Here is a 25,546-nt window from a genome sequence, read left to right on the forward strand (position 1 = left end):
CCGTTGTCAGTGGGGCGGGGCAGGATGGGGACATGTCGCGACGGACCAGTCAGGGAGAGCCGGAACCGGAAGGGGACCCGGCCGCCGCCCTGGAAGCGTTCTCCCCGGCCACCCGCGCGTGGTTCACGGGAGCCTTCAGCGCGCCCACCTCCGCCCAGGCCGGTGCCTGGCGGGCGATCGGGGAGGGCTCCGACGTCCTGGTGGTCGCGCCGACCGGCTCCGGCAAGACCCTGGCAGCGTTCCTGGCCTCGCTGGACCGGCTGGCGAGCATCCCGCCGCCCGCCGAGACCCAGCGCCGCTGCCGGGTGCTCTACATCTCCCCGCTCAAGGCCCTCGCGGTCGACGTGGAGCGCAACCTGCGCAGCCCGCTCACGGGTCTGCGCCAGGAGTCCGTCCGGCTCGGGCTGCCCGAGCCGGAGGTCCGGGTCGGCATCCGCTCCGGGGACACCCCCGCCGCCGAGCGCCGCGCCCTGGTCACCCGCCCGCCGGACATCCTGATCACCACCCCCGAATCGCTCTTCCTGATGCTCACCTCGGCCGCCCGCGAGGCGCTGCGCGGCGTGGAGACGGTGATCCTGGACGAGGTGCACGCCGTCGCCGGCACGAAGCGCGGAGCGCACCTGGCGCTGTCCCTGGAGCGGCTGGACGAGCTGCTCGACCGCCCCGCCCGGCGGATCGGGCTGTCCGCGACCGTCCGGCCGGTCGAGGAGATCGCCCGCTACCTCTCGCCGCAGCGCAAGGTGACGATCGTCCAGCCGGCGTCGCAGAAGCGGTTCGACCTGTCGGTGGTCGTGCCCGTGGAGGACCTGGGCGAGCTGGGCGGCTCCCCCGTCGCCGAGCACTCCGGTGCCGCGGCCGGGGCGGAGCAGCGGGCGTCGATCTGGCCGCATGTGGAGGAGCGGATCGCCGATCTGGTGCAGGCGCACCGCTCGACCATCGTGTTCGCCAACTCCCGGCGGCTGGCCGAGCGGCTGTGCAACCGGCTCAACGAGATCGCCTACGAGCGGGCCACCGGCGAACCGCTGCCGGAGAGCGCGTCGCCCGCCGAGGTCATGGCCCAGTCGGGCGCCGCGCAGGGCGCGCCCGCCCTGATGGCCCGCGCCCACCACGGGTCGGTCTCCAAGGAGCAGCGCGCCATCGTCGAGGAGGACCTCAAGGCCGGGCGGCTGCCGGCCGTGGTCGCGACGTCCAGCCTGGAGCTGGGCATCGACATGGGCGCGGTCGATCTCGTCATCCAGGTGGAGTCGCCGCCGTCCGTCGCCTCCGGGCTGCAGCGCGTCGGCCGGGCCGGGCACCAGGTGGGTGCCGTCTCGACAGGTGTGGTCTTCCCCAAGTACCGGGGCGACCTGGTGCAGGCGGCGGTCGTCACCGAGCGGATGCGGACCGGCTCCATCGAGTCCCTGCGCGTGCCGGCGAACCCGCTGGACGTCCTGGCCCAGCAGATCGTCGCCATGACCGCGCTCGACACCTGGGACGTGGACGAGCTGCTCGCCCTGGTGCGCCGGGCGGCGCCCTTCGCGGCGCTCCCGCACTCCGCGTACACGGCGGTCCTCGACATGCTGGGCGGCCGCTACCCCTCCGACGCCTTCGCGGAGCTGCGGCCGCGCATCGTCTGGGACCGGGTGGCGAACACGGTCGCGGGCCGCCCCGGGGCGCAGCGGCTGGCCGTGACCTCCGGCGGCACCATCCCGGACCGCGGGCTGTTCGGTGTCTTCCTGGCCGGCTCCGACCCGAAGAAGGGCGGGGGCCGGGTCGGCGAGCTGGACGAGGAGATGGTCTACGAGTCGCGCGTCGGCGACGTCTTCACGCTGGGCACCACGTCCTGGCGGATCGAGGACATCACCCGCGACCGGGTGCTCGTCTCCCCCGCGCCCGGGGTCCCGGGCCGGCTCCCCTTCTGGAAGGGCGACCAGCTGGGCCGCCCGCTGGAGCTCGGCCGGGCGGTCGGCGCGTTCGTCCGCGAGGTCGGACGGCTGGGCCCCGAGGCGGCCCGCGACCGCCTGACCGAGGCCGGGCTCGACACCTGGGCGACGGACAACGTCCTGGCGTACCTGGCGGAGCAGCGGCAGGCCTGCGGCCACATCCCGGACGACCGGACGATCGTCGTGGAGCGCTTCCGTGACGAGCTGGGCGACTGGCGGGTGGTGGTCCACTCCCCCTTCGGCGCGCAGGTGCACGCGCCCTGGGCGCTGGCGCTGGGCGCCCGCCTCATGGAGCGGTACGGGCTGGACGCCCAGGTGATGCACGCCGACGACGGCATCGTGCTGCGGCTGCCCGACGCGGACCTGATGGGCCTGGACCTGCTCGACGCGGGCCCCGGCAGCGATCAGCCGGGCACCGGCCCCGGCCGGCCGGGCACCGCGCTCGACCCCGACCAGTCGCCGGTCGGCGCCTCCGACGTCGCCTTCGACAAGGGCGAGGTCGAGCAGCTGGTCACCGACCAGGTCGGCGGCTCCGCGCTGTTCGCCTCCCGGTTCCGCGAGTGCGCGGCCCGCGCGCTGCTGCTGCCGCGGCGCTCCCCCGGCAAGCGCACCCCGCTGTGGCAGCAGCGCCAGCGCGCCGCCCAACTGCTCCAGGTCGCGTCGGACTTCGGCTCCTTCCCGATCGTCCTCGAAGCGGTCCGCGAGTGCCTGCAGGACGTCTTCGACGTGCCGGGGCTCGTCGAGCTGATGGGTGACATCGAGGCGCGCCGGGTGCGGCTGGTGGAGGTCACCACGCCCGAGCCCTCCCCCTTCGCCCGCTCCCTCCTCTTCGGCTACGTCGCCCAGTTCCTCTACGAGGGGGACTCCCCGCTCGCCGAGCGCCGCGCCGCCGCCCTCTCGCTGGACTCCCGGCTGCTGGCCGAGCTGCTGGGCCAGGCCGAGCTGCGCGAGCTGCTGGACGCCGACGTCCTGGCCGAGCTGGAGCTGGAGTTGCAGTGGCTGACCGAGGAGCGCCGGATCAAGGACGCCGAGGGCGTCGCGGACCTGCTGCGGCTCCTCGGACCGCTCACCGAAGCCGAGCTGGCGGTGCGCGGCGCCGAGCCGGACTGGGCGGCGGGGCTGGAGTCGGCGCGCCGCGCGATCCGGGTCCGGATCGCCGGCAGCGAGCACTGGGCCGCGGTCGAGGACGCCGGAAGGCTGCGGGACGCGCTGGGTACGGCGCTGCCCGTCGGCGTCCCCGAGGCCTTCACGGAACCGGTCAAGGACCCGCTCGGGGACCTGCTCGCCCGCTTCGCCCGCACCCACGGCCCGTTCACCTCCGTCGAAGCCGCGCGGCGCTTCGGTCTCGGCACGGCCGTGGCGGACGGCGTGCTGCAGCGGCTGGCGGCGAGCGGCCGCGTCGTGCAGGGCGAGTTCCGGCCCGGCGGCGCGGGCCACGAGTGGTGCGACGCGGCGGTGCTGCGCCGGCTGCGGCGCCGCTCGCTGGCGGCGCTGCGGCACGAGGTGGAGCCGGTGCCGCCCGCCACCCTGGCCACCTTCCTCCCCCAGTGGCAGCACGTCGGCACCCACAGCCTGCGCGGTGTCGACGGTCTGGTCCGGGCCGTCGAGCAGTTGCAGGGCGCCGAGGTGCCCGCCTCCGCGCTGGAGAAGCTCGTGCTGCCGTCCCGGGTCTCCGGCTACACCCCGGCGATGCTGGACGAGCTGACCGCATCCGGCGAGGTGCTGTGGTCCGGCGCGGGGGCGCTGCCCGGCAAGGACGGCTGGGTCTCGCTCCATCTCGCCGACACGGCGCCGCTGCTGCTCAAGGATCCGCACCCGCTCGAACTCTCCCCGCTGCACCAGGCCGCCCTGGACGCCCTCACCGGCGGCTACGGCCTGTTCTTCCGGCAGATCGCCGACCAGGTGCGGGCGGCGGGCGTGGCCACCTCCGACCTGGAACTGGCGGACGCGGTCTGGGACCTGGCGTGGTCCGGCCGGCTCACCAACGACACCCTGGCCCCGCTGCGCGCCCTGCTCGGTTCCGGCCGCACCGCCGGGTCCACCGCGCACCGCGCACCGCGTTCGGTCCCCCGGGGGCGGTACGGCACCCTCGCCGGCCGCGCCTCGCGCGGGACCGCGTCCCGCACCGGACCCCCGACGACGGCGGGCCGCTGGTCGCTCGTCCCGGCCCCGGAGTCCGACCCGACGCTGCGGGCGCACGCCCTGGTCCACAGCCTGCTGGACCGCCACGGGGTCGTCACGCGCGGGGCGGTCGCCGCCGAGGGCGTCGAGGGCGGCTTCTCCGCCGCCTACCGGGTGCTGTCGGCCTTCGAGGAGACCGGCCAGACCCGGCGCGGCTACGTGGTCGAGGGGCTCGGCGCCGCCCAGTTCGCGATGGACGGCGCGGTGGACCGGCTGCGCGCCATCAACACCGCCCGCGACCGCGAGGAGGGCACCCGCGCAGGCCAGCGGGCCGTCGTCCTCGCCGCCGCCGACCCCGCCAACGCGTACGGCGCCGCCCTGCCCTGGCCGGCGCAGCCGGAGGGCGTCACGCACAAGCCGGGCCGCAAGGCGGGCGCCCTGGTGGTCCTCGTCGACGGCGAGCTGGCCCTGTACGTGGAGCGGGGCGGGAAGACGCTGCTGGCCTGGCCCGACGACGAGGAACGGCTCTCGGCCGCCGCGGACGCCCTCGCGCTGGCGGCCCGGGAGGGCGCGCTCGGGCGGCTCACGGTGGAGCGCACCAACGGCGAGTCCGCCCTGACCTCGCCGCTGGGCCGCGCCCTGGAGACCGCGGGCTTCCACGCGACCCCGCGCGGCCTGCGCCTGCGGGCCTGACGGGCGCCTGGCCCCGGCGGCGGGCCGCACACCCTGCGCTCCGGCCCCGGGGCCCGGCCGGTCCGCGCCGCCGGGACGAACCGGACGGGGTGTGTCGGACCCGACGGGGTGTGTCAGACCCGGGAGGCATCATGGAAAGGTGCCCGAAGGAGACACGGTCTGGCTGACCGTACGCCGACTCGACGAGGCCCTGGCCGGCCAGACCCTCGTCCGCGCCGACCTGCGCGTGCCGCAGCTCGCCACCGCCGACCTCGCGAACCGCCGCGTCCTCGAAGTCGTCGCCCGCGGCAAGCACCTGATGACGCGGCTCGACGGGGATCTGACGCTCCACTCCCATCTGCGCATGGACGGCTCCTGGCACCTGTACGCGCCGGGCGAGCGCTGGCGCGGCGGGCCCCTCCACCAGGTCCGCGCCGTGCTGGAGACCTCCGCCCGGGTGGCGGTCGGCTACCGGCTCCCGGTGCTGGAACTGCTGCCCACCTCCGAGGAGGACAGTGTCGTCGGCCATCTCGGCCCCGACCTGCTGGGCCCGGACTGGGATCCGGCCGAGGCCGCCGCGCGGCTGGCGGCCGACCCCGCCCGACCCATCGGCGAAGCGCTCCTGGACCAGCGCAATCTGGCCGGGGTCGGCAACGTCTACGTGTCGGAGCTCTGCTTCCTGCGCGGCATCACCCCCTGGACACCGGCCGGCGACGCGGGCGTGGAGAAGCTGGTCCTGCTCGCCAAGAAGCTGCTGGAGGCCAACAAGAACCGTCCGGGCCACATCACCACCGGCGACCTGCGGCGCGGCCGCACCCATTGGGCGTACGGCAGGGAGCACCGGCCGTGCCTGCGCTGCGGCACCCCCATCCGCAAGGGCGAGCAGGGACCGCCGGAGCGGGCCCGCGTCGCCTACTGGTGCCCGCGCTGCCAGCGGGGCCCGCACCCGTAGCGTGACACCGTGGCGACCGGCGACCGACTCCTGAACCGGACACCTGGCACCTGGCACCTGGCACCTGGCACCCGCACGACAATTGACGGACCGTCAGATACGGTCGTACCGTCGCGTCATGCCCATCAAGGCGTACGACCTCACCGGACGCACCGCCCTGGTCACCGGCGCCGCGAGCGGGATCGGCCGCGCATCCGCCGTCCTGCTGGCCGAAGCCGGCGCCACCGTCGTCTGCGCGGACCGCGACGCCTCCGGCGTGCGGGAGACCGCGGACCTGATCGAGAAGGCGGGCGGCGCCGCCCGCGCCCGGCGGCTGGACGTCACCGACCGGGCGCAGATCGCCGAGACCGTGGCCGAGACCGTCCGCGACCTCGGCCGGCTCGACGTCCTGGCGGCCATCGCGGGGATCATGCACAGCAGCAGCGTCCTGGAGACGGACGACGACGATCTGGACCGCGTCCTCGGCGTCAACTTCAAGGGCGTGCTGCACAGCGCCCAGGAGGCGGCCCGGGCCATGACCGCCCAGCGGTCCGGCAGCATCATCACGATGGCGTCCGGCGCGATCGACACCGGCGCCCGGGGCCTGCTCTGCTACAGCGTCTCCAAAGCGGCCGTCGTGCAGCTCACCAGGACCCTGGCGACCGAGCTCGGCCCGCTCGGCATCCGCGCCAACGCCGTCGCCCCGGGTTTCATCCGCACCCCGATGACCTCGCACTACGGCACGGGTGCCGACGGCGTCTTCGACGAGGAGGCCCAGTCCCGCGCGGAGGCGTCACTCGTGCGGCTGGCGCCGCTGGGGCGCGTCGGCACCCCGGAGGACGTGGCGGGCGCGGTGCTCTTCCTCGCCTCGGACGCCTCGGCCTTCACCACCGGCCAGATCCTCCGCCCCAACGGCGGAGTCGCCATGCCCTGGTAGCGCGGCCTCCCGAGCCGCCATGCCGCCCGACCACCCGACCGGCGTCCCGCCCGGCGTCCCGGCCGGCCATCCGACCGCCCGCCCGGTCGTCCTCCCGGCCCCGCCGCGTCCGCGCGGCGGCCTCCGGCACCGTGTGCAGGGGTATCAGGCCGAGCCCCCAGCCGCCGGCGGTCAGGGCGCCTTCGACGGGTCCGGCACTGCCCGGATACAGGGCGAGCCGCAGCGCGGCCCACCACCACAGGGCGCCCAGGGTCAGCGCGACGGTCCAGCGGACCGCCCTGCGGGACCACAGACTCCGGATGACCTGGAGCTGGAGTACGCGCATGGCCGCCTCCTTCGGAACCCCGAGGTTGCGGCGGAGCACCCCGAAAGGTGTCCCGTACCAGGGTGCGATGCCCGGTTCCCAAGATCGCTAGCCCTCTGCCGCCACCCCCCGCCGGGCCTTCACCCGATGGGAGTACCCAACCGTCACCACCTGCGACGACGGATGAGCCGAACGTGACGAGCCACTCATCGTATCCGCCCCTCCGGAAGGCCGCCAGAGATGCGGCAGGGGCGCGGGACGCACGCGGGGCGCCCGGGACGGCCCCGGCGCGCGAACCACCGCGCCTGCCACCCTCGGGCGCCCCGGCGCCCCGCCTCACCGCTCCGCGGTCGGCGGTTACGCGTTCTCCGCCTGGAACATCCAGTGGAACTTCTCCAGGTCCGCCGTGAGCCCGATCAGGATGTCCTGGGAGACCGGGTCGGCCTCCTCCGTCGTCCCGATGCGCTCCCGCATCCGCTCGATCACCGAATCGAGGGCCGCGATGAGGATGCCCACCGCCTGCGTGTCCTTGATCCAGCCGTCGGTGACCGTGTCGATGCCACTGGTCTTCGACACCGTCTCGGCCCGCCCGTCCGCCGTCACGCCGATCGCGCTGGCGCGCTCCGCGACGGTGTCGGCGTGCAGCCTGGCGGTGTCGACGACCTCGTCGAGCTGCAGGTGCACCGAGCGGAACCGGGGGCCCACCACGGTCCAGTGGACCTGCTTCGACACCAGCGCGAGATCCACGAGGTCGACCAGGGCGCCCTGCAGCGCCTCGCCGACGATCTTGCGGTGCTTGTCGGACAGCGGGCTCTTGACGACACTCATGCGGAATCCTCCTACGGGCGACGGGACTGGTGAATAGTCCGTTAAACGCTGTTAACTCCGTATCACCTACCCTGCCTCGTCGCGCTATGCCTGGCAAAAGCACGGAGCCCCGGTCGGCAGTGCCGACCGGGGCTCCGGTGCAGATACTTCTGGGGTTCGCCGACTCAGGCCGCGACCACGTCGACAGCTTCGGCAGGCGCCTTGGGCGCCTTGATGGTGACGCGCTCGGTCGTGACGGATGTGACGGATGTCACCGCACCCAGCAAGGGTCGCATCGGCGCCGCGGAGGTCTCGGAAGCCGCCGACTGGGCCAGCTCCGCGAGCGACAGATCATCGCTGACCTCGCGCATCACCTCGGACATGGGGACGTCCAGCGCGTCACAGATCGCGGAGAGCAGCTCGGAGGAAGCCTCCTTCTGCCCTCGCTCCACTTCGGACAGATAGCCCAGGGACACCCGGGCGGAAGAGGAGACCTCACGCAGAGTGCGGCCCTGACGTTGGCGCTGCCGACGCAGCACGTCACCCAACAGGCGACGGAGCAGGATCATCGGTGGCTCCCTCCTCGGACCGCGAATCCGGATCCTTCTTGCCCCACCGTACCGCCTCGGGCACCGGCCGTGCGGGGAGCGATGTCGTGTTCACTCAGGGCTGCAAACATCCCTTCCCCCCGTCCTCTTCCCTATCCTTCGCCCGCACCCCGGTGTTGGGGGTGGTCACCCCTACGGTGAGGGTCCGCTCCAGCAGGGCGAGCGCGGCGTCCACGCTGGCGGCGCGGATCTCGGAGCGGCCCCCCTCCAGCCGCAGCGGCTCGACCGCCGAGCCCTCGGGGCCGGCCACCGCCACGTACACGGTGCCGACCGGCTTCCCGTCCTGCGGGGCGGGTCCCGCGACTCCGGTGGTGGCCACGCCCCAGTCGGCCTCCAGTCTGCTCCGCACCCCCTCGGCCATCTCGAGGGCGACCTGAGGGTCGACCGCTCCTCGAGCGGCCAGCAGCTCGGCGTCGACGCCGAGCAGTACGTGCTTCAGTTCCGTCGCGTACGCCGTCACCGAGCCGCGGAAGGTCCGGGAGGCTCCGGGGACGGCCGTCAGCTCCGCGGCGAGCAGGCCGCCGGTCAGCGACTCGGCGACCGCCAGGGTGAGCCCCCGGCCGTCGAGCCGTCGCAACACCTCGGCCGCCGTCATCCGTTCTGGTGACTCTGCCGCTGCGGGGAACTCCGCTGTTCGCGCTCCAGGTGGCCGCGCTCCGGGCTCTGGCCGTGCTCCACGTGGCCGCGTTCGCGGTCCTGCCCGCGCTCCCGGTCCTGCCCGGTCTCGGCCGCCGTGTCCGCCGTGACCCGCAGGACGGACGCGGCCGGCGGGTTCGCGCGGGCGCGCTCGCGCTGGGCGGCGAGGCCGGCCCTGCGCAGCACGACCGCCTGCCGGATGTAGTCGAGCCCGGTGACGACGGTCAGCACGACGGCCGCGGCCATCGCCCAGGCCCGCAGGGTCGCCAGCGGCCCGGTGAGGGCCAGGATGTACATGCCGACCGCGATGCCCTGGGTCAGCGTCTTGAGCTTGCCGCCGCGACTGGCGGGGATCACGCCGTGCCGGATCACCCAGAAGCGCAGCAGCGTGATGCCGATCTCCCGGAAGAGGATCACTCCGGTCACCCACCACGGCAGGTCGCCCAGCGCGGACAGCCCGACGAGCGCGGCACCCATGATCGCCTTGTCGGCGATGGGGTCGGCGATCTTGCCGAAGTCGGTGACCAGCCCGTAGCGCCGGGCCAGCTCGCCGTCGAAGAGGTCGGTGATCATCGCGATGGCGAACGCCGCCCAGGCGAACGAGCGCCAGGCGGGGTCGTGGCCGCCGTCGTGGATCAGCAGCATGACGAAGCCGGGGACCAGCACCAGCCGCATCATCGTGAGCAGGTTGGCGATGTTCCACAGGCCGGCCTGGCCGACCACCGGGTCACCGATGTGGTCCGGGGTGGCCGCGGCGGGCGCGGGGACTCCGGTCATCTGCCCACCTCCTCCGAAACGCTGCCGCCGACGGTGGCGGGGGCTCCCCAGCCGACGGCCGGGGAGGGCTCGGCGATGAGGTCGACGCCCTCGGTGTCGATCACCTTCGCCACTACCATCATGCCCGGCTTCAGGCCTTCGGAGGAGGTCAGCGTGGTCGATCCGTCCGTTTCGGGTGCCTGGTGGTCGGCGCGGCCGACCGCCTCGCCGGTCTCCTCGTCGATGGACTCGACCAGCACCCGCACGGTGGAGCCGAGCCGCTCCAGGGCGCGCTGGGCGGTCAGCTCCTCCGCCAGCCGCGACACCCGGGCCAGCCGCTGGGCGACGGTGTCCTCGTCCAGCTTGTCCCCGTAGCCCGCGGCCTCGGTGCCGTCCTCGTCCGAGTACCCGAAGACCCCGATGGCGTCGAGCCGCGCGGAGCTGAGGAAGCGTTCCAGCTCCTCCAGGTCCGCCTCGGACTCGCCGGGGAAGCCGACGATGAAGTTGGAGCGGACACCGGCCTCCGGGGCCTTGGAGCGGATGGTCCCCAGCAGGTCCAGGAAGCTCTCGGTGCTGCCGAAGCGGCGCATCGCGCGCAGCACGCCCGGCGCCGAGTGCTGGAAGGACAGGTCGAAGTACGGCACGACCCGGTCGGTCGACGTCAGGACGTCGATCAGCCCCGGGCGCATCTCGGCGGGCTGCAGGTAGCTGACGCGGATCCGCTCGATGCCCTCGACGGCCGCCAGCTCCGGCAGCAGCGTCTCCAGCAGGCGGATGTCGCCGAGGTCCTTGCCGTACGAGGTGTTGTTCTCGCTGACCAGCATGACCTCGCTCACACCCTGCTCGGCGAGCCAGCGCGTCTCGCCGAGGACGTCCGAGGGGCGGCGGGAGATGAAGGAGCCGCGGAAGGACGGGATGGCGCAGAACGAGCAGCGGCGGTCGCAGCCGGAGGCCAGCTTCACCGAGGCGACGGGGCTGTTGTCCAGGCGGCGGCGCAGCGGTGCGCGCGGCCCCGAGGCGGGGGCGACGCCCTCGGGGAGGTCGGCGGGTGCGGGGGCCGGGGCCTCCTGCGCGTGGCCGGGCAGTGCCACGGCGGCGCTCTGCCGCTCGGCGGGGCTGATCGGCAGCAGCTTGCGGCGGTCGCGCGGGGTGTGCGAGGCGTGCACCCCGCCGGCCAGGATGGTCTGCAGGCGGTCGGAGATGTCGGTGTAGTCGTCGAAGCCGAGCACGGCGTCGGCTTCGGGCAGGGCTTCGGAGAGCTCCTTGCCGTAGCGCTCGGCCATGCAGCCGACGGCGACGACGGCCTGGGTGCGGCCGTGGCCCTTGAGGTCATTGGCCTCCAGCAGGGCGTCCACGGAGTCCTTCTTGGCGGCGTCGACGAAGCCGCAGGTGTTCACCACGGCGACGTCGGCGTCCGCGGCGTCGTCCACCAGCTGCCAGCCGTCCGCCGCCAGACGGCCGGCGAGCTCCTCGGAATCCACCTCATTGCGGGCGCAGCCGAGCGTGACAAGGGCGACGGTACGGGGTTCGGGCATAGGCTCAGCCTACTTTGTCCCGGCCGTCCCTCTTACGTTCACCCGGCCTGGGGGTCTCCCGGGGTGAAGGTGAGGCGTACGACCTCGCCCTCCTCGCCCGCGGGACCGAGGTCCTTGCCGTTGACGAAGAGCTTGACCGCGCCCGCGTCACCGACCACCAGCTTGAGCTTCTTGTCGTCGGTGAAGGTCTTCGAGTCGCCCTGCTCCAGGTTCCCGGAGAAGAGCGGCTTGCCGGTGCTGCCCGTGACCTGGATCCAGCTCTTGGAGACGTCCGCGGTCAGCTTCAGCGTGACCTTGCCCACCGGGGCGGCGGCGATCGCGCTGTTCGTCGGCTCGGGCTTGGGGTCGGCGGGCTTCGGGCTGGGCTTGGGCGTGACGGTGGTCACCGACGGCTTGGCGGCCGCCGCCGGAGCGTCTCCGCCGGAGCCGCTGAACGCCGTGAAGCCGACGAATCCGACGACCGCGACGATCGCGGCGACCATGGCCGCCGTCCAGTTCGGCCGGCGGCGGTCCGGGCTGATGCGCTCCGCCTCGTAGAGCGGGGCGACCGGGACCTGGGTGGTGGTGCCGCCGTGCTCCTCGGCGTACTGCTCGACCAGTGGTTCCGGGTCGATCCCGACGGCGCGGGCGAGGTTGCGGATGTGGCCGCGGGCGTAGACGTCGCCACCGCAGCGGGAGAAGTCGTCCTGCTCGATGGCGAGCACGATGGGGGCGCGCACCCGCGTCGTGGAACTGACCTCGTCAACGGTCAGTCCGGCGGCGAGGCGGGCCTGGGCAAGGGCGCGACCGACGGAGGGCCGGTCGTCGGAGGGCGGGTTGCCGAGGGACACGAGGAAGCCTTTCAGGCTGCAGCCACCTGCTGGTGATTCAGTCTAGGGGGGTAGCGAAAGAGTGGGGCAAGCGGACAGCCGGTCTTTGTCCGCCATCAGGATTGCGGGGGCGTCTTTTACGGGACCGCCGTGCGTGAGCCTGACAGTCGGCCATGTGTCGCCCTCCTGCATCAACTTGACGCACGAACAGGAGAAACGGTTGCCCCGCGTGCTCTTACGAGTGAGCATCACCGCGGATGACAGCCAGCACACCATCCAGTTCGTCCGCTTTGACCATGACATCCCGCGCCTTCGAACCTTCGCTCGGTCCGACGATCCCGCGGGATTCCATTAGATCCATCAACCTGCCCGCCTTGGCGAATCCCACACGCAGCTTGCGCTGCAGCATCGACGTCGAGCCGAACTGCGTGGAAACGACCAGCTCAGCGGCCTGGCACAGCAGGTCGAGATCGTCGCCGATCTCCTCGTCGACCTCCCGCTTGGGGCCCGTGTCGACCGCCACGTCGGTCCGGTAGGTCGGCGTCAGCTGCGCCTTGCAGTGTTCGACGACTTTCTCGATCTCGTCCTCGGTGACGTAGGCGCCCTGCATACGGGTCGGCTTGTTCGCGCCCATGGGGAGGAAGAGCCCGTCGCCCCTGCCGATCAGCTTCTCGGCGCCCGGCTGGTCCAGGATGACCCGGCTGTCGGCGAGCGACGAGGTGGAGAACGCGAGCCGCGACGGCACGTTCGCCTTGATCAGACCGGTGACGACGTCGACGCTGGGGCGCTGGGTGGCCAGCACCAGGTGGATGCCGGCGGCGCGGGCCAGCTGCGTGATGCGGACGATCGAGTCCTCCACGTCGCGCGGCGCGACCATCATCAGGTCGGCCAGCTCGTCCACGATCACCAGCAGGTACGGGTACGGCGACAGCTCGCGCTCGCTGCCCGGCAGCGGCTGGGTCTTGCCCGAGCGCACCGCCGCGTTGAAGTCGTCGATGTGCCGGAAGCCGAAGGCCGCCAGGTCGTCGTAGCGCAGGTCCATCTCGCGGACCACCCACTGCAGGGCCTCGGCGGCCCGCTTCGGGTTGGTGATGATCGGGGTGATCAGGTGCGGGATGCCCTCGTACGCGGTCAGCTCGACGCGCTTGGGGTCCACCAGCACCATGCGGACCTCGTCCGGGGTGGCCCGGCACATGATCGAGGTGATCAGGCCGTTGATGCAGGACGACTTTCCGGACCCGGTCGCGCCCGCGACCAGGATGTGCGGCATCTTGGCGAGGTTCGCCATGACGTAGCCGCCCTCGACGTCCTTGCCGAGCGCCACCGTCATCGGGTGGTCCTCGCCGGCCGCCGCCGCGGAGCGCAGCACGTCGCCGACGTTGACCATCTCGCGGTCGCTGTTGGGGATCTCGATGCCGACCGCCGACTTGCCGGGGATCGGGCTGATGATGCGCACGTCCGGGCTGGCGACGGAGTACGCGATGTTCTTGGCCAGCGCCGTGATCCGCTCGACCTTGACCGCGGCGCCCAGCTCGACCTCGTAGCGGGTCACCGTCGGTCCGCGGGTGAAGCCGGTGACCGTGGCGTCGACCTTGAACTCGGTGAAGACCAGCTGCAGGGAGGCGACCACCGCGTCGTTGGCCGCGCTGCGGGTACGGCCGGGGCCGCCGCGCTCCAGCAGGTCCAGCGAGGGCAGCGAGTACGTGATGTCGCCGGACAGCTGCAGCTGCTCGGCGCGCGGCGGCAGCGGTTCCACCGGGTCGACGGTCTTCTTCGTCAGGTCCGGGACACCGCCCGACGGCTCGGGGGCGTCCTCGGCGCGGGCCGCCGGGACGGCGGAGCCCGTCGCCCCCGCGCCCGTCCTGACGCTGTTGCTGAGGTCGGCGAGGAGCGGCGACGGCTGCACGCCGTGCATCACGGCGCCGTCCAGGGCCGCGGCCGCGGCGGCCGCCACGTCCACCGCGTCCTGCCCGCCGGGCTCGGCCCTGCGGCGCGGGCGGCGGCGCGGACGGGGCTCGTCGGCCTCCTCGCCGCCGAACTCCCCCATCGCCGCCAGTTCGTCCATGTTCTGGTCGTGCTGGTCGTGCTGGTCGTGCTCCTGGTCGTGCTTGGTGAAGCGCGACGAGAACCTGCGGCGCGGGTAGTCCTCCGGGTCCTCCTCCTCGAACAGCTCCTCCATCGGAACGGCGTCCAGGTCCGGCGGCGCCTCGTACAGGCCCAGCTTGGTGGCGAGCAGCCGCAGCCGCTGCGGGATCGCGTTGACCGGGGTGGCCGTCACGACCAGCAGCCCGAAGACGGTGACGAGCAGCAGCAGCGCGACGGCGAGCGCCGAGCCCACCGTGTAGAGCAGCGGCGACGCGGCCGCCCAGCCGATCAGGCCGCCCGCGTCGCGCAGCCCGCCGGCGCCCGCGTCCCGGCTCGGCGAGCCGCAGGCCACGTGGACCAGGCCGAGGGCGCCGAGGACCAGCGTGGACAGCCCGATGACGATCCGCCCGTTGGCCTCCGGCTGCTCCGGGTGCCGCATCAGCCGCACCGCGACGAAGCCGATCAGGATCGGCACCAGCAGGTCCAGCCGGCCGAACGCGCCGGTGATCAGCATCTCCACGAGGTCGCCGACCGGGCCGCGCAGATCGGACCAGGTGCCGGCGGCCACCACCAGCATCAGGCCGAGCAGCAGCAGCGCCTGGCCGTCCTTGCGGTGGGCGGGGTCCAGGCCGCGCGCTCCGCGCCCTATGCCGCGAAAGACCGCGCCGATGCCGTGGGCGACGCCGAGCCACAGGGCCCGCACCATCCGGTACAGGCCGGGAGGCGGCGGGGCGGGGGGCTTGGGAGCGGCCCCCCGCGCCGCGCGCGGGGCCGCGGCCTTCTTGGCAGGGGGGCGTTTCGCTGCGGTCTTCTTCGCCGCGGTCTTCTTGGCCGCAGGCTTCGCCGGAGCTTTCTTGGCAGTGCCGCCGGGCGTACGTGAGGCCATGGTGCCGAGATTACCTCCCGAGGCGGGACTGAACACGCGTGCGTCCCGTACCCCCGTCCGTGTCGCGCCTCGGGTGGGCCGAGGGTGACGCAGCGTCAACGGCGGGGGCCGCGCTCAGTCCTGCGGGGGATACCTGACGCCGCCCTCGCTCGTGCCGGGCTCCAGGGCGTCCAACGCCCGCCGCAGACCGGTCAGCTTGCGCTCCAGGTGCGCGGCGGTCGCCACCGCGGCCGCGTCCGCCGACTCGTCGAGCTGCTTCGACAGCGCCTCGGCCTGCTCCTCGACGGCGGCCAGCCGCGCGGAGAGTTCGGCGAGCAGCCCGGCGGGCTCCTTCGCCCCGTTGACGCCCACGGAGGCGCCCTGCTCCAGTTGCAGGCGCAGCAGCGCCGCCTGCTCCCGGAGCTGGCAGTTCTTCATGTAGAGCTCGACGAAGACCGACACCTTGGCGCGCAGCACCCACGGGTCGAAGGGCTTGGAGATGTAGTCCACCGCACCGGCCGCGTAGCCGCGGAAGGTGTGGTGCGGACCGTGGTTGATCGCCGTCAGGAAGATGATCGGGATGTCACGCGTCCGCTCGCGGCGCTTGATGTGGGCGGCGGTCTCGAACCCGTCCATGCCCGGCATCTGCACATCGAGCAGGATCACGGCGAAATCGTCCGTGAGCAGCGCTTTCAGCGCCTCTTCCCCGGACGCCGCCCGCACCAGCGTCTGGTCCAGCGCCGAGAGGATCGCCTCCAGCGCCAGCAGGTTCTCCGGTCGGTCGTCGACAAGAAGGATCTTGGCCTTCTGCACCATGGCCCGCCCTCCTCGTCCCGGCGCCCCGCTGGTGGCCGCCCCCGGGGACGACTCCCTTGCGCCGCCCGTCCTTGTGCCGGTCATGGTAGCCGCACCTGTCGTTCGCCACACCCTGTCACCGCCATGTCACTGTGCACGAAGCAGAAACGCTAGCGGAGACCAGAAGGTTCCCTGAATACCGCCCCCTCACACCTGAATGGACACACCCCGTCAACAGTCCACCTTTCAACGGGGTGTTCCGCGGGCGCTCATCCACTGTTCCATGAGTGTCAGCAGGTGATCGGTGTCGACCGGCTTGGTGACGTAGTCCGACGCTCCGGACTCGATGCTCTTCTCCCGGTCGCCCTTCATCGCCTTCGCCGTCAGCGCCAGGATCGGCAGTCCGGCGAACTGCGGCATCCTGCGGATCGCCGTCGTCGTCGCGTAGCCGTCCATCTCCGGCATCATGATGTCCATCAGGACGATCGCGACGTCGTCGTGCTGTTCCAGGACCTCGATCCCCTCGCGGCCGTTCTCCGCGTAGAGCACCGTCAGCCCGTGCTGCTCCAGCACGCTGGTCAGCGCGAAGACGTTGCGGATGTCGTCGTCCACGATGAGCACCTTCTCGCCGTGGAACCCGCCCGCGAAGCGCTCGTACCCGCCGGCGTTCGCGGCGTCCACCCAGGACTCCTCCGCGGGCGCCGCGACGGGCTGTCCGGGGAGCGGCTGCGGCTGCTGCTGCGGGGGCGCCGAGCGGCGGCGCAGCCGCGACAGGCTGCTGCCCGCGAGCCGGTTGCGGTGCGGCGCGTGGTAGTCGGACTCGCCGAGCGCCTCGCTCCCGGGCAGCTGCGGGTAGCCGTGCGGCGGCAGTTCACCGCTGCTCAGCGGCAGGTACAGGGTGAACGTGGAGCCGCGTCCGGGCTGGCTGTCGGCGTGGATCTCCCCGCCGAGCAGCCGGGCGATCTCCCGGCTGATGGACAGGCCCAGGCCCGTGCCGCCGTACTTGCGGCTGGTGGTGCCGTCGGCCTGCTTGAACGCCTCGAAGATGACCCGCATCTTGCTGGCCGCGATCCCGATCCCGGTGTCGGTGACGGAGAACGCGATCAGCGGCTGGTCCGCGTCGCGCAGCGCCCCGGACTCCAGCAGCTGCTCCCGGATCGCCGGCGGCACCTCGGGACCCGCCGGCCGGATGACCAGCTCCACGGAGCCGCTGTCGGTGAACTTGACCGCGTTGGAGAGCAGGTTGCGCAGCACCTGCAGCAGCCGCTGCTCGTCGGTGTGCAGCGTGACGGGCAGCTCGGGCGAGACCCGGACCGAGAAGTCCAGGCCCTTTTCGGCCGTCAGCGGGCGGAACGTCGCCTCGACGTAGTCGACGAGCTGCACCAGGGCGATGCGGGTCGGGCTGACGTCCATCTTGCCCGCCTCGACCTTCGACAGGTCGAGGATGTCGTTGATCAGCTGCAGCAGGTCCGAGCCCGCGCCGTGGATCGTCTCGGAGAACTCGACCTGCTTGGAGGACAGGTTCCCGTCGGCGTTGTCGGCGAGCAGCTTGGCCAGGATCAGCAGCGAGTTGAGCGGCGTGCGCAGCTCGTGCGACATGTTGGCCAGGAACTCGGACTTGTAGCGCATCGAGACCGCGAGCTGCTCGGCGCGCTCCTCCAGGACCTGCCGGGCCTCCTCGATCTCGGTGTTCTTCACCTCGATGTCCCGGTTCTGCCGGGCCAGCAGCTCGGCCTTCTCCTCCAGCTCGGCGTTGGACAGCTGCAGCGCCTTCTGCCGGTTCTCCAGCTCGCCGGAGCGCTCCTTGAGCTGCTCGGTCAGCTCCTGGGACTGCTCCAGCAGCCCCTCGGTCTTGGTGTTGACGCTGATCGTGTTGACGCTGATGGCGATGATGTCGGTGATCTGGCTGAGGAAGTCCTTCTGGATCTGGGTGAACGGCTGGAACGCGGCCAGCTCGATCACGCCCAGGATCCGGTCCTCGAAGAGCACCGGCAGGACGATGACGTGCGCCGGGGGCGCCTCGCCGAGCCCCGACACGATCTTGAGGTACCCCGGCGGCACGTTCTCCACCAGGATCGACCGCTTCTCGATCGCGGCCTGCCCGATCAGCGCCTCACCGGGCAGGAACGTGGTGGGCATGGAGCGCTTGGAGAAGCCGTACGACCCGACGAGCCGCAGCTCGTACGCGTCCTCGTCCTCCCCCGAGCCCCGCTCGCCGTCCCCGATCTCCTCGGCGAGGAAGAACGCGCCGTGCTGCGCGGAGACCACCGGGGTCAGCTCGCTCATGATCAGCGCGGCCACGTCGCCCAGGTCCCGGCGGCCCTGCATCAGGCCGGAGATCCGGGCCAGGTTGCCCTTGAGCCAGTCCTGCTCCTTGTTGGCGAGCGTGGTCTCCCGCAGGCGCACGATCATCGTGTTGATGTAGTCCTGCAGCTCCAGGATCTCGCCTGCCGCGTCCACGTCGATGCGCAGGTTCAGGTCGCCGCGGGTCACCGCGGTGGCCACCTGCGCGATGTTGCGGACCTGGCTGGTGAGGTTGTTGGCCATCAGGTTCACCGACTCGGTGAGGTCCTTCCAGATGCCGGAGACGTCCGGCACCCGCGCCTGGCCGCCGAGGCGCCCCTCGGTCCCCACCTCGCGCGCCACCCGGGTGACCTCGTCACCGAAGGCGGACAGCTGGCCGACCATCGTGTTGATGGTCGTCTTCAGCTCCAGGATCTCGCCGCGCGCGTCCACGTCGATCTTCTTGGACAGGTCGCCGCGGGCGACCGCGGTCGTCACCATGGCGATGTTGCGGACCTGGCCGGTCAGGTTGGACGCCATGCCGTTGACCGACTCGGTGAGGTCCTTCCACGTGCCGGCGACGCCGGGCACGCGGGCCTGCCCGCCGAGGATGCCCTCGGTGCCGACCTCGCGGGCGACACGGGTGACCTCGTCACCGAACGCCGACAGCGTGTCCACCATCGTGTTGATCGTCTCCGCGAGCTGCGCGACCTCGCCGCGCGCCTCGACGGTGATCTTCTTGGTGAGGTCGCCGTTGGCGACGGCGGTGGCGACCGCGGCGATCGAACGCACCTGGTTGGTCAGGTTGTTGGCCATCAGGTTGACGTTGTCGGTCAGGTCCTTCCAGATGCCCGACACGTCCCGCACCCGGGCCTGCCCGCCCAACTGCCCCTCGGTGCCGACCTCGCGGGCCACGCGGGTGACCTCGTCACCGAACGCCGACAGCGTGTCCACCATCGTGTTGACGGTGGTGACCAGGGCCAGGATCTCGCCCTTGGCGTCGACGGTGATCTTCTTCGACAGGTCGCCGCTGGCGACCGCCGTCGTCACCTCGGCGATGTTGCGGACCTGGCTCGTCAGGTTGTTGGCCATGAAGTTGACGGACTGCGTGAGGTCCTTCCACGTGCCGCTGACGCCCTTGACCTCGGCCTGGCCGCCCAGGATCCCCTCGGTGCCCACCTCGCGGGCGACCCGGGTCACCTGCTCCGCGAAGGACGACAGCTGGTCGACCATCGTGTTCAGGGTGTTCTTCAGCTCCAGGATCTCGCCCCGGGCGTCCACGTCGATCTTCTGCGACAGGTCGCCGCGCGCGACCGCCGTGGCGACCTGCGCGATGTTGCGGACCTGGGCGGTCAGGTTCCCGGCCATGCCGTTCACCGAGTCGGTCAGATCGCGCCACACGCCCGCGACGCCGGGCACCTGCGCCTGGCCGCCGAGGCGCCCCTCGGTCCCCACGTCCCGGGCGACGCGGGTCACCTGGTCGGCGAACGAGGAGAGCTGGTCGACCATCGTGTTGATGGTGTTCTTCAGCTCCAGGATCTCGCCCCGGGCGTCCACGTCGATCTTCTGCGACAGGTCGCCGCGCGCCACCGCCGTCGTCACCTGGGCGATCTGCCGCACCTGGGACGTCAGGTTGCCGGCCATGAAGTTGACGGAGTCCGTCAGGTCCTTCCAGGTGCCGGCGACGCCGTCCACCCGCGCCTGGCCCCCCAGCCGGCCCTCCGTGCCCACGTCCCGCGCCATCCGGGTCACCTGGGCCGCGAAGGACGACAGCTGGTCGACCATGCGGTTCACGGTGTTCTTGAGCTCCAGCATCTCGCCTGAGACGTCCACGGTGACCTTCTGCGACAGGTCGCCGTTGGCGACCGCCGTCGTCACCTGGGCGATGTTGCGGACCTGGCCGGTCAGGTTGCGGAAGGCGGTGTTGACCGAGTCGGTGAGGTCCTTCCACGTGCCCGCCGCGCCCGGCACCTGCGCCTGGCCGCCCAGCTCGCCCTCGACACCGACCTCGCGGGCCACCCGCGTCACTTCCGCGCCGAAGGAGGACAGCTGGTCCACCATCGTGTTCACGGTGTTCTTCAGCTCCAGCATCTCGCCGGAGACGTCCACCGTGACCTTCTGCGACAGGTCGCCGTTGGCGACCGCCGTCGTCACCTGCGCGATGTCCCGCACCTGGGCCGTCAGGTTGCGGAAGGCGGTGTTCACCGAGTCCGTGAGGTCCTTCCACGTCCCCGCCGCCCCCGGCACCTGCGCCTGGCCGCCGAGCAGCCCCTCGGCGCCGACCTCGCCCGCCACGCGCGTCACCTCGTCGGCGAACGTCCGCAGCGTCTCGGTCATCGCGTTGATCGTCTCCGCGAGCTGCGCGACCTCGCCGCGCGCCCCGATGGTGATCTTCTGCGACAGGTCGCCGTTGGCGACCGCGGCCGTCACCTGCGCGATGTCCCGCACCTGGGCCGTCAGGTTCCCGGCCATGAGGTTGACGGAGTCCGTCAGGTCCTTCCACACCCCGGCGACGTCCGGCACCTGCGCCTGGCCGCCCAGCTCGCCCTCGGTACCGACCTCGCGCGCGACACGCGTCACCTCGGAGGCGAAGGACGACAGCTGGTCGACCATGGTGTTGACGGTGTTCTTGAGCTCCAGCATCTCGCCGGCCACGTGAACCGTGACCTTCCGGGACAGATCGCCCTTGGCGACCGCCGTCGTCACGAGAGCGATGTCACGCACCTGCGCCGTGAGCCGGGACGCCATCGTGTTGACCGAATCCGTCAGGTCCTTCCACGAACCCGACATCCCGCGCACCTTGGCCTGGCCGCCGAGCTTGCCCTCGGTCCCGACCTCGCTGGCGACCCGCGTCACCTCGTCGGTGAACGCCGACAACTGGTCCACCAGGCCGTTGACCGTCCGGCCGACCTTGAGGAACTCACCGCGCAGCGGGTGCGCGGAACCGTCCGCGCCCTGCGAGCGCAGGTCCATCCGCTGCTCCAGATCGCCCTCCGCGACCGCCGACAGCACCCTGCCGACCTCGGAGACCGGCCGGACCAGATCGTCGACCAGCGCGTTCGACGCGTCGATCGCGGCCGCCCAGGAGCCCTCGCAGGCCCCCGTCTCCAGGCGCTCGGTGAGTTTTCCCTCACGGCCGACGACCCGGCGCACCCGCGCCAGCTCGCCCGTCAGGTGCTGGTTGCGGTCGGCGACCTCGTTGAAGACGGCCGAGACCTCCGCCATCAGCCCGTCCCCGGACACCGTCAGCCGCTTGCGGAAGTTGCCGTCCCGCATGGACGCCAACGCCGCCAGGAGTCTGTACAAGGCAGCCGAATCCACCTCGATGGTCCCGTTGGCGCGGGATCGCGCGTTCTTTCCACGCGAAACTGCACCGCGCGTCGATGCGCTGGACTCCACCGTGTCCCTCCCGGAGGGTCGACCAAACTGCTCGTGAACTGCCTCTTAGACATGCCCAGTGTTTCACCATGCCCGCACCTGGCCATAACAGTTCGGCAGCTTCGCATATGACCAGACGCACGATCGGGGCAGAAACACCCGGAACCAGCGCACGCGCCATCAGCGGAGGTAAGTAACCTGGCATCCGGTTGCCCGCCACAGACCGGGCCTACACCTCACGGGGGCCGCCGGTGACGGCGCAAAGAATCGAAAGCGAGACCGACGACAGCGCCGAGGGGCGCACGAGGAGTTCTGTGATCACGGCGCGGGCAGCGGCCACCTTCCAGCCGGTGGGGCGATCGGTCGCCGTCGCGCGCGCCTTCGTCCGCGACACCCTCCAGGGGTGGGGCTTCTCCGACATCGTCGACGACGCTGTCGTTCTGACCAGCGAACTCGTCACCAATGCGGTGGTCCACGCGGGTACCTCCGCCGACGTACAGTGCCTGCGCTACGACACAGCGGTACGCGTCGAGGTCGCCGATCACTACCCCGAGCGCGAGGTCCCCCTCCAGGAGTCCGGCGTACCGCTCCGCAGCCCCGACAGCGAAGGGGGGCGCGGGCTCGTCCTGTGCTCGGCCCTCGCCAGCCGCTGGGGCGTGGAGTACACCCCCGCCGCCAAGCACGTCTGGTTCCAGCTCGACCTGCCGGAACGCTCCGCGGGCACCCGTGCCGCGAGCCCCGCGCTGCCGACCGCCGCCCTCCCGCTGACCGACGAGCGGGTCCGCGTCGCCGTGATCCAGGTCGACGCCAACGCGGTCGTCACCCGCTGGAACGACGACGCCACGGATCTGTTCGGCCACACCTCCGACCAGATGGTCGGCAAGCCCCTCACCACGCTCACCGCCTGGCCGCAGACCCCCGGCACCGGCATCGGCCTCGCCGAGGCGCTGCTCCTCTCCCGCTGGGAGGGCACCTACGGAATACGCGGCGCGGACGGCCGGGTCCAGCCCGTGTACGGCTCCCACCTGCGGGTCCGCGACACCACCGGCGAGCCCTCCACCGTCTGCCTGCTGGTCCGCGCCGACGAGCGGGCCGTCCTGCAGAGCCCCGCGCGCGGCCCCGTCAGCTCGGACGCGGCGGCCGGGGACCGTGGGAAGGCCGCGGACGCCTTCGAGGTCTTCATCGGCTCCCCGGCGCCCGACGACCTCGACGGGCTCCTGCAGCGCACCGTGGAGCGCGCCCGCGACATGCTCGACGGCGACGCCGCCTACCTGCTGCTCGCCACCGACGACGAGACGGAACTGGAGGTCCGCGCCTCCACCGGCCTGCCCTCCGCCCGCCAGCGCTTCGCCCGCGTCCCCGTGGAAGCCGGTACCGGCCGCTACGGCAGCGCCAGGATGCCCGCCGTCCACGAGGACCTCAACGCCGTCCCCGGCGCCGTCCCGCTGCTCGCCGGCACCGGCATGCGCTCCATCGTCACGGTGCCGCTCAAGGTCGAGGGCCGGCTCACCGGCTCGCTCGGCGTCGCCGCCGAGGCACCCGGCCGGTACTCCAACGAACAGGCCCTGCGGCTGCAGTTCGCCGCCGACCGCATCGCGCTCGCGGTCGAGAGCGCCCGGCTCACGGAGCTGGAGCGCCTGCGCCGGGGCTCACTGTCCTTCCTCGTCGAGGCGTCGGACCTGCTCGCCGGCACCCTGGAACGCGACCAGACGCTCGCCCTCATGGCCCAGATGACCGTTCCGACGCTGGCCAGTTGGTGTGCCGTCTACACCATCGCCGAGCAGTCGGAGCCCGAACTCGCCTTCGTGCTGCACGAGGACGAGGACCGGATCGACGGCATCAAGGCCCTGCTGGCGAAGCTGAACCCCCCTGCGCCGGAGCCAACGCCCGGCGCACGTGTCTGGAGTGCGCCCTCCGACGCCGCCCATTCCACTGCTCTGCGCGCCTCGCTGCGCAGTCTGGGCCTCGGCGAGGCGGGCCGCCCCGCGACCGGACCCGGCACCGCGCTGGCGACCGCCGCCGCGGTCGGCGGCGAGACCGTGGTCCTGCCGCTGGTCGCCCGCAACCGCGTCATCGGCATGCTCACCCTCGGCAAGCCCGCCGACGAGCGCTTCCGCCAGGAGATCCTGGAGCTCGCCGAGGACCTCTCCCGCCGCGCCGCCCTCGCCCTGGACAACGCCCGCCTCTACAGCGAGCGCACAGCCATCAGCCAGGCACTCCAGCGCAGCCTGCTGCCGCCGGGGCTGCCGCCCATCCCCGGCGTCGAGGTCGAGGTCATCTACCGTGCGGCCGGCGAGGGCAACGAGGTCGGCGGCGACTTCTACGACCTCTTCCCGATCCGCGACGGCTGCTGGGGCTTCGCCATCGGCGACGTGTGCGGCACGGGCCCGGAGGCCGCGGCCGTCACCGGCCTCGCCCGGCACGCGATCCGGCTCCTGGCCCGCGAGGGCTTCGGCGGACCCGCCGTCCTGGAGCGGCTCAACGCGGCCATCCTGGACGAGGGCGCCCGCAGCCGCTTCCTGACCCTGCTCTACGGCGAGTTGTGGCCGCAGGCCGACGGCAGCGCCGTCCTCAAGGTCGTCTGCGCCGGCCACCCGCTGCCGCTGCGACTGCGCCCCGACGGCACCGTGGAGCCCGCCGCCGAACCGCAGCCGCTGCTGGGCGTCCTGGACGACCTGGAACTGTTCGAGCAGACCATCACCCTGGACCCGGGCGACGTCATGCTCTGCGTCACCGACGGCGTCACCGAACGCCGCGAGGGCTCCCGCATGCTCGGCGACGACGGCCTCGCGGACGTCCTCGCCACCTGCACCGGCCTCACCGCCGGCGCGGTCGCCGCCCGCATCCAGCGAGCCGTGGAGCGCTTCGCCTCGGACGCGCCCTCCGACGACATGGCCATCCTCGCGATGCGCGTCCCCGCCCTGCCCGAGAACTGACGGCACGACAGGAGCCCCTGGTGCCACCGGCACCAGGGGCGCCAGGGGCCTCCGGGAACAGATCCGGCCAACAGGGCCGGACAACGAAAAGGACCCCCCGCCGTCAGGCGAGGGGTCCTTCTTCTGGGGCCCCCATGCGGAATCGAACCGCAGACCTTCTCCTTACCATGGAGACGCTCTACCGACTGAGCTATAGGGGCTCGGTGTCGACAAGGAAAATCTTAACCCATGAATGACCGTGCTCGGTAACCCGTTCCCCCCTGATCCCCGACGGGATCAGAGCAGGCCACCGAGGGCGTTGCAGGCGTCCGCGATATGCGTCAACTCCCGCTGGGTCAGCCCCGAGTGCACGGGCAGCGACAGCGCCTGCGCCGCCGCCAGTTCGGTCTGCGGCAGCACCTTGCGGGACCGGTGCGCCGCGAGCCGGTGCACGGGCGTGGGAACGCTCACGGTCGCCCGCACCCCGCGCCGCGACAGCGCCCTGACGAAGGCGTCCCGGTCGGGCCGGCCGTTGCCCGGGATCCGCACCGTGTAGTGGTGGTAGACGTGGTGCGCGCCCGGCTCGACGTACGGAACGATGACGCCGGTCAGCGCCGAGTCCAGGAACCGCGCGTGCGCACGCCGCCTGGCCACCTCCCCCACGTCCTCCGCCGGCTCGTCCTCCTCGACCAGCGCTATCCCCTGCCGCGCCGCCAGCTCGCCCAGCTCCCGCATGGGCGCCGGGTGGCCGAACTGGTGCACCACCAGCACGGCTGACGTCCTGGGGGTGAGCGCGGCCTCCACGGAGGCCGGGTCGAGGCAGTACGTCCGCGGGTCGATGTCGGCGAACACCGGGGTCGCGCCCACCATCACCACGGCCGCCGCGGACGACTCCGGCGCGAAGGACGGCACGATCACCTCGTCACCGGAACCGATACCGAGGTCTCGCAGGGGCTGCCTGTCCATCATCAACTGACGCACGTCCCTACCTCCACATGTCGAGGTGCCAAGGTTCCCGCCGAGACATGAACATGGGGTGACGGACAACAAAAAAGCCCCAACCCCCGAGCCGAAGCTCGGGGGTTGGGGCTGAATGATTGTTCGGCGGCGTCCTACTCTCCCACAGGGTCCCCCCTGCAGTACCATCGGCGCTGAAAGGCTTAGCTTCCGGGTTCGGAATGTAACCG

The 25,546-nt window shown here is 72.3% G+C and carries 14 protein-coding genes, 1 tRNA gene and 1 rRNA gene; 4 read left to right on the forward strand and 12 right to left on the reverse strand.

Annotated elements, in window-relative coordinates:
- Positions 1-32 precede the first annotated feature (32 nt).
- The 3 genes from ABZ721_RS24540 to ABZ721_RS24550 all read left to right on the forward strand — a co-directional run bounded on the left by ABZ721_RS24540 (position 33) and on the right by ABZ721_RS24550 (position 6,583).
- The gene (locus tag ABZ721_RS24540; RefSeq protein ID WP_358790828.1) at positions 33-4,736 is read left to right on the forward strand and encodes a DEAD/DEAH box helicase; all 4,704 of its coding nucleotides are present in this window, start codon (positions 33-35) and stop codon (positions 4,734-4,736) included.
- Positions 4,737-4,875: 139 nt separating this feature from the next.
- A complete protein-coding gene (locus ABZ721_RS24545) occupies positions 4,876-5,667 on the forward strand; it encodes a DNA-formamidopyrimidine glycosylase family protein (protein ID WP_358790829.1) in 792 nt (263 codons plus the stop codon).
- Between the two features lie 118 nt (positions 5,668-5,785).
- Entirely contained in the window at positions 5,786-6,583 is a 798-nt protein-coding gene (locus tag ABZ721_RS24550; protein WP_358790830.1) for an SDR family NAD(P)-dependent oxidoreductase, read from the forward strand.
- A 661-nt stretch (positions 6,584-7,244) separates the two neighbouring features.
- Here ABZ721_RS24550 and ABZ721_RS24555 read toward each other — a convergent pair.
- The 9 genes from ABZ721_RS24555 to ABZ721_RS24595 form a co-directional block, all read right to left on the reverse strand.
- Positions 7,245-7,715: a DNA starvation/stationary phase protection protein gene (locus ABZ721_RS24555; protein WP_358790831.1), complete on the reverse strand. Its 471-nt coding sequence runs from the start codon at positions 7,713-7,715 to the stop codon at positions 7,245-7,247.
- A gap of 164 nt (positions 7,716-7,879) precedes the next feature.
- Positions 7,880-8,263: a helix-turn-helix transcriptional regulator gene (locus ABZ721_RS24560; protein ID WP_250978037.1), complete on the reverse strand. Its 384-nt coding sequence runs from the start codon at positions 8,261-8,263 to the stop codon at positions 7,880-7,882.
- 94 nt (positions 8,264-8,357) lie between these two features.
- Positions 8,358-8,897 carry a CinA family protein gene (locus tag ABZ721_RS24565; RefSeq protein ID WP_358790832.1) on the reverse strand — a complete coding sequence of 180 codons (540 nt, stop codon included), beginning with the start codon at positions 8,895-8,897 and terminating at the stop codon, positions 8,358-8,360.
- Positions 8,894-9,715: a CDP-diacylglycerol--glycerol-3-phosphate 3-phosphatidyltransferase gene (gene pgsA, locus ABZ721_RS24570; RefSeq protein WP_358790833.1), complete on the reverse strand. Its 822-nt coding sequence runs from the start codon at positions 9,713-9,715 to the stop codon at positions 8,894-8,896. Before pgsA ends, ABZ721_RS24565 begins: the two co-directional genes overlap by 4 nt.
- On the reverse strand, positions 9,712-11,229 hold the full coding sequence (gene rimO, locus ABZ721_RS24575) for a 30S ribosomal protein S12 methylthiotransferase RimO (RefSeq protein ID WP_358790834.1): 1,518 nt from the start codon (positions 11,227-11,229) through the stop codon (positions 9,712-9,714). The genes pgsA and rimO overlap by 4 nt, the downstream gene beginning before the upstream one ends.
- A gap of 38 nt (positions 11,230-11,267) precedes the next feature.
- Positions 11,268-12,059 carry a RodZ domain-containing protein gene (locus tag ABZ721_RS24580; protein WP_358790835.1) on the reverse strand — a complete coding sequence of 264 codons (792 nt, stop codon included), beginning with the start codon at positions 12,057-12,059 and terminating at the stop codon, positions 11,268-11,270.
- A 214-nt stretch (positions 12,060-12,273) separates the two neighbouring features.
- The gene (locus tag ABZ721_RS24585; RefSeq protein WP_358790836.1) at positions 12,274-15,009 is read right to left on the reverse strand and encodes a DNA translocase FtsK; all 2,736 of its coding nucleotides are present in this window, start codon (positions 15,007-15,009) and stop codon (positions 12,274-12,276) included.
- A gap of 114 nt (positions 15,010-15,123) precedes the next feature.
- Positions 15,124-15,804: a response regulator gene (locus ABZ721_RS24590; protein ID WP_358790837.1), complete on the reverse strand. Its 681-nt coding sequence runs from the start codon at positions 15,802-15,804 to the stop codon at positions 15,124-15,126.
- Positions 15,805-16,029: 225 nt separating this feature from the next.
- Positions 16,030-21,465 (reverse strand): HAMP domain-containing protein, encoded by a 5,436-nt coding sequence (locus ABZ721_RS24595; protein WP_358790838.1) that lies wholly within the window; start codon positions 21,463-21,465, stop codon positions 16,030-16,032.
- 293 nt (positions 21,466-21,758) lie between these two features.
- Here ABZ721_RS24595 and ABZ721_RS24600 point away from each other — a divergent pair, with 293 nt between their 5' ends.
- Positions 21,759-24,380 (forward strand): SpoIIE family protein phosphatase, encoded by a 2,622-nt coding sequence (locus ABZ721_RS24600; protein ID WP_358790839.1) that lies wholly within the window; start codon positions 21,759-21,761, stop codon positions 24,378-24,380.
- Between the two features lie 124 nt (positions 24,381-24,504).
- Here the strand turns inward: ABZ721_RS24600 and ABZ721_RS24605 are convergent.
- The 3 genes from ABZ721_RS24605 to rrf all read right to left on the reverse strand — a co-directional run.
- Positions 24,505-24,580 (reverse strand) — tRNA-Thr (locus tag ABZ721_RS24605).
- Positions 24,581-24,656: 76 nt separating this feature from the next.
- Positions 24,657-25,328, reverse strand: coding sequence for a DegT/DnrJ/EryC1/StrS family aminotransferase (locus ABZ721_RS24610; protein WP_358790849.1), 672 nt, complete (start codon positions 25,326-25,328; stop codon positions 24,657-24,659).
- Between the two features lie 130 nt (positions 25,329-25,458).
- Positions 25,459-25,546: ribosomal RNA gene (rrf, locus tag ABZ721_RS24615) — 5S ribosomal RNA — on the reverse strand; the annotation flags it as partial.

Source organism: Streptomyces sp. NPDC006733 (assembly GCF_040636125.1).
GTDB lineage: Bacteria > Actinomycetota > Actinomycetes > Streptomycetales > Streptomycetaceae > Actinacidiphila.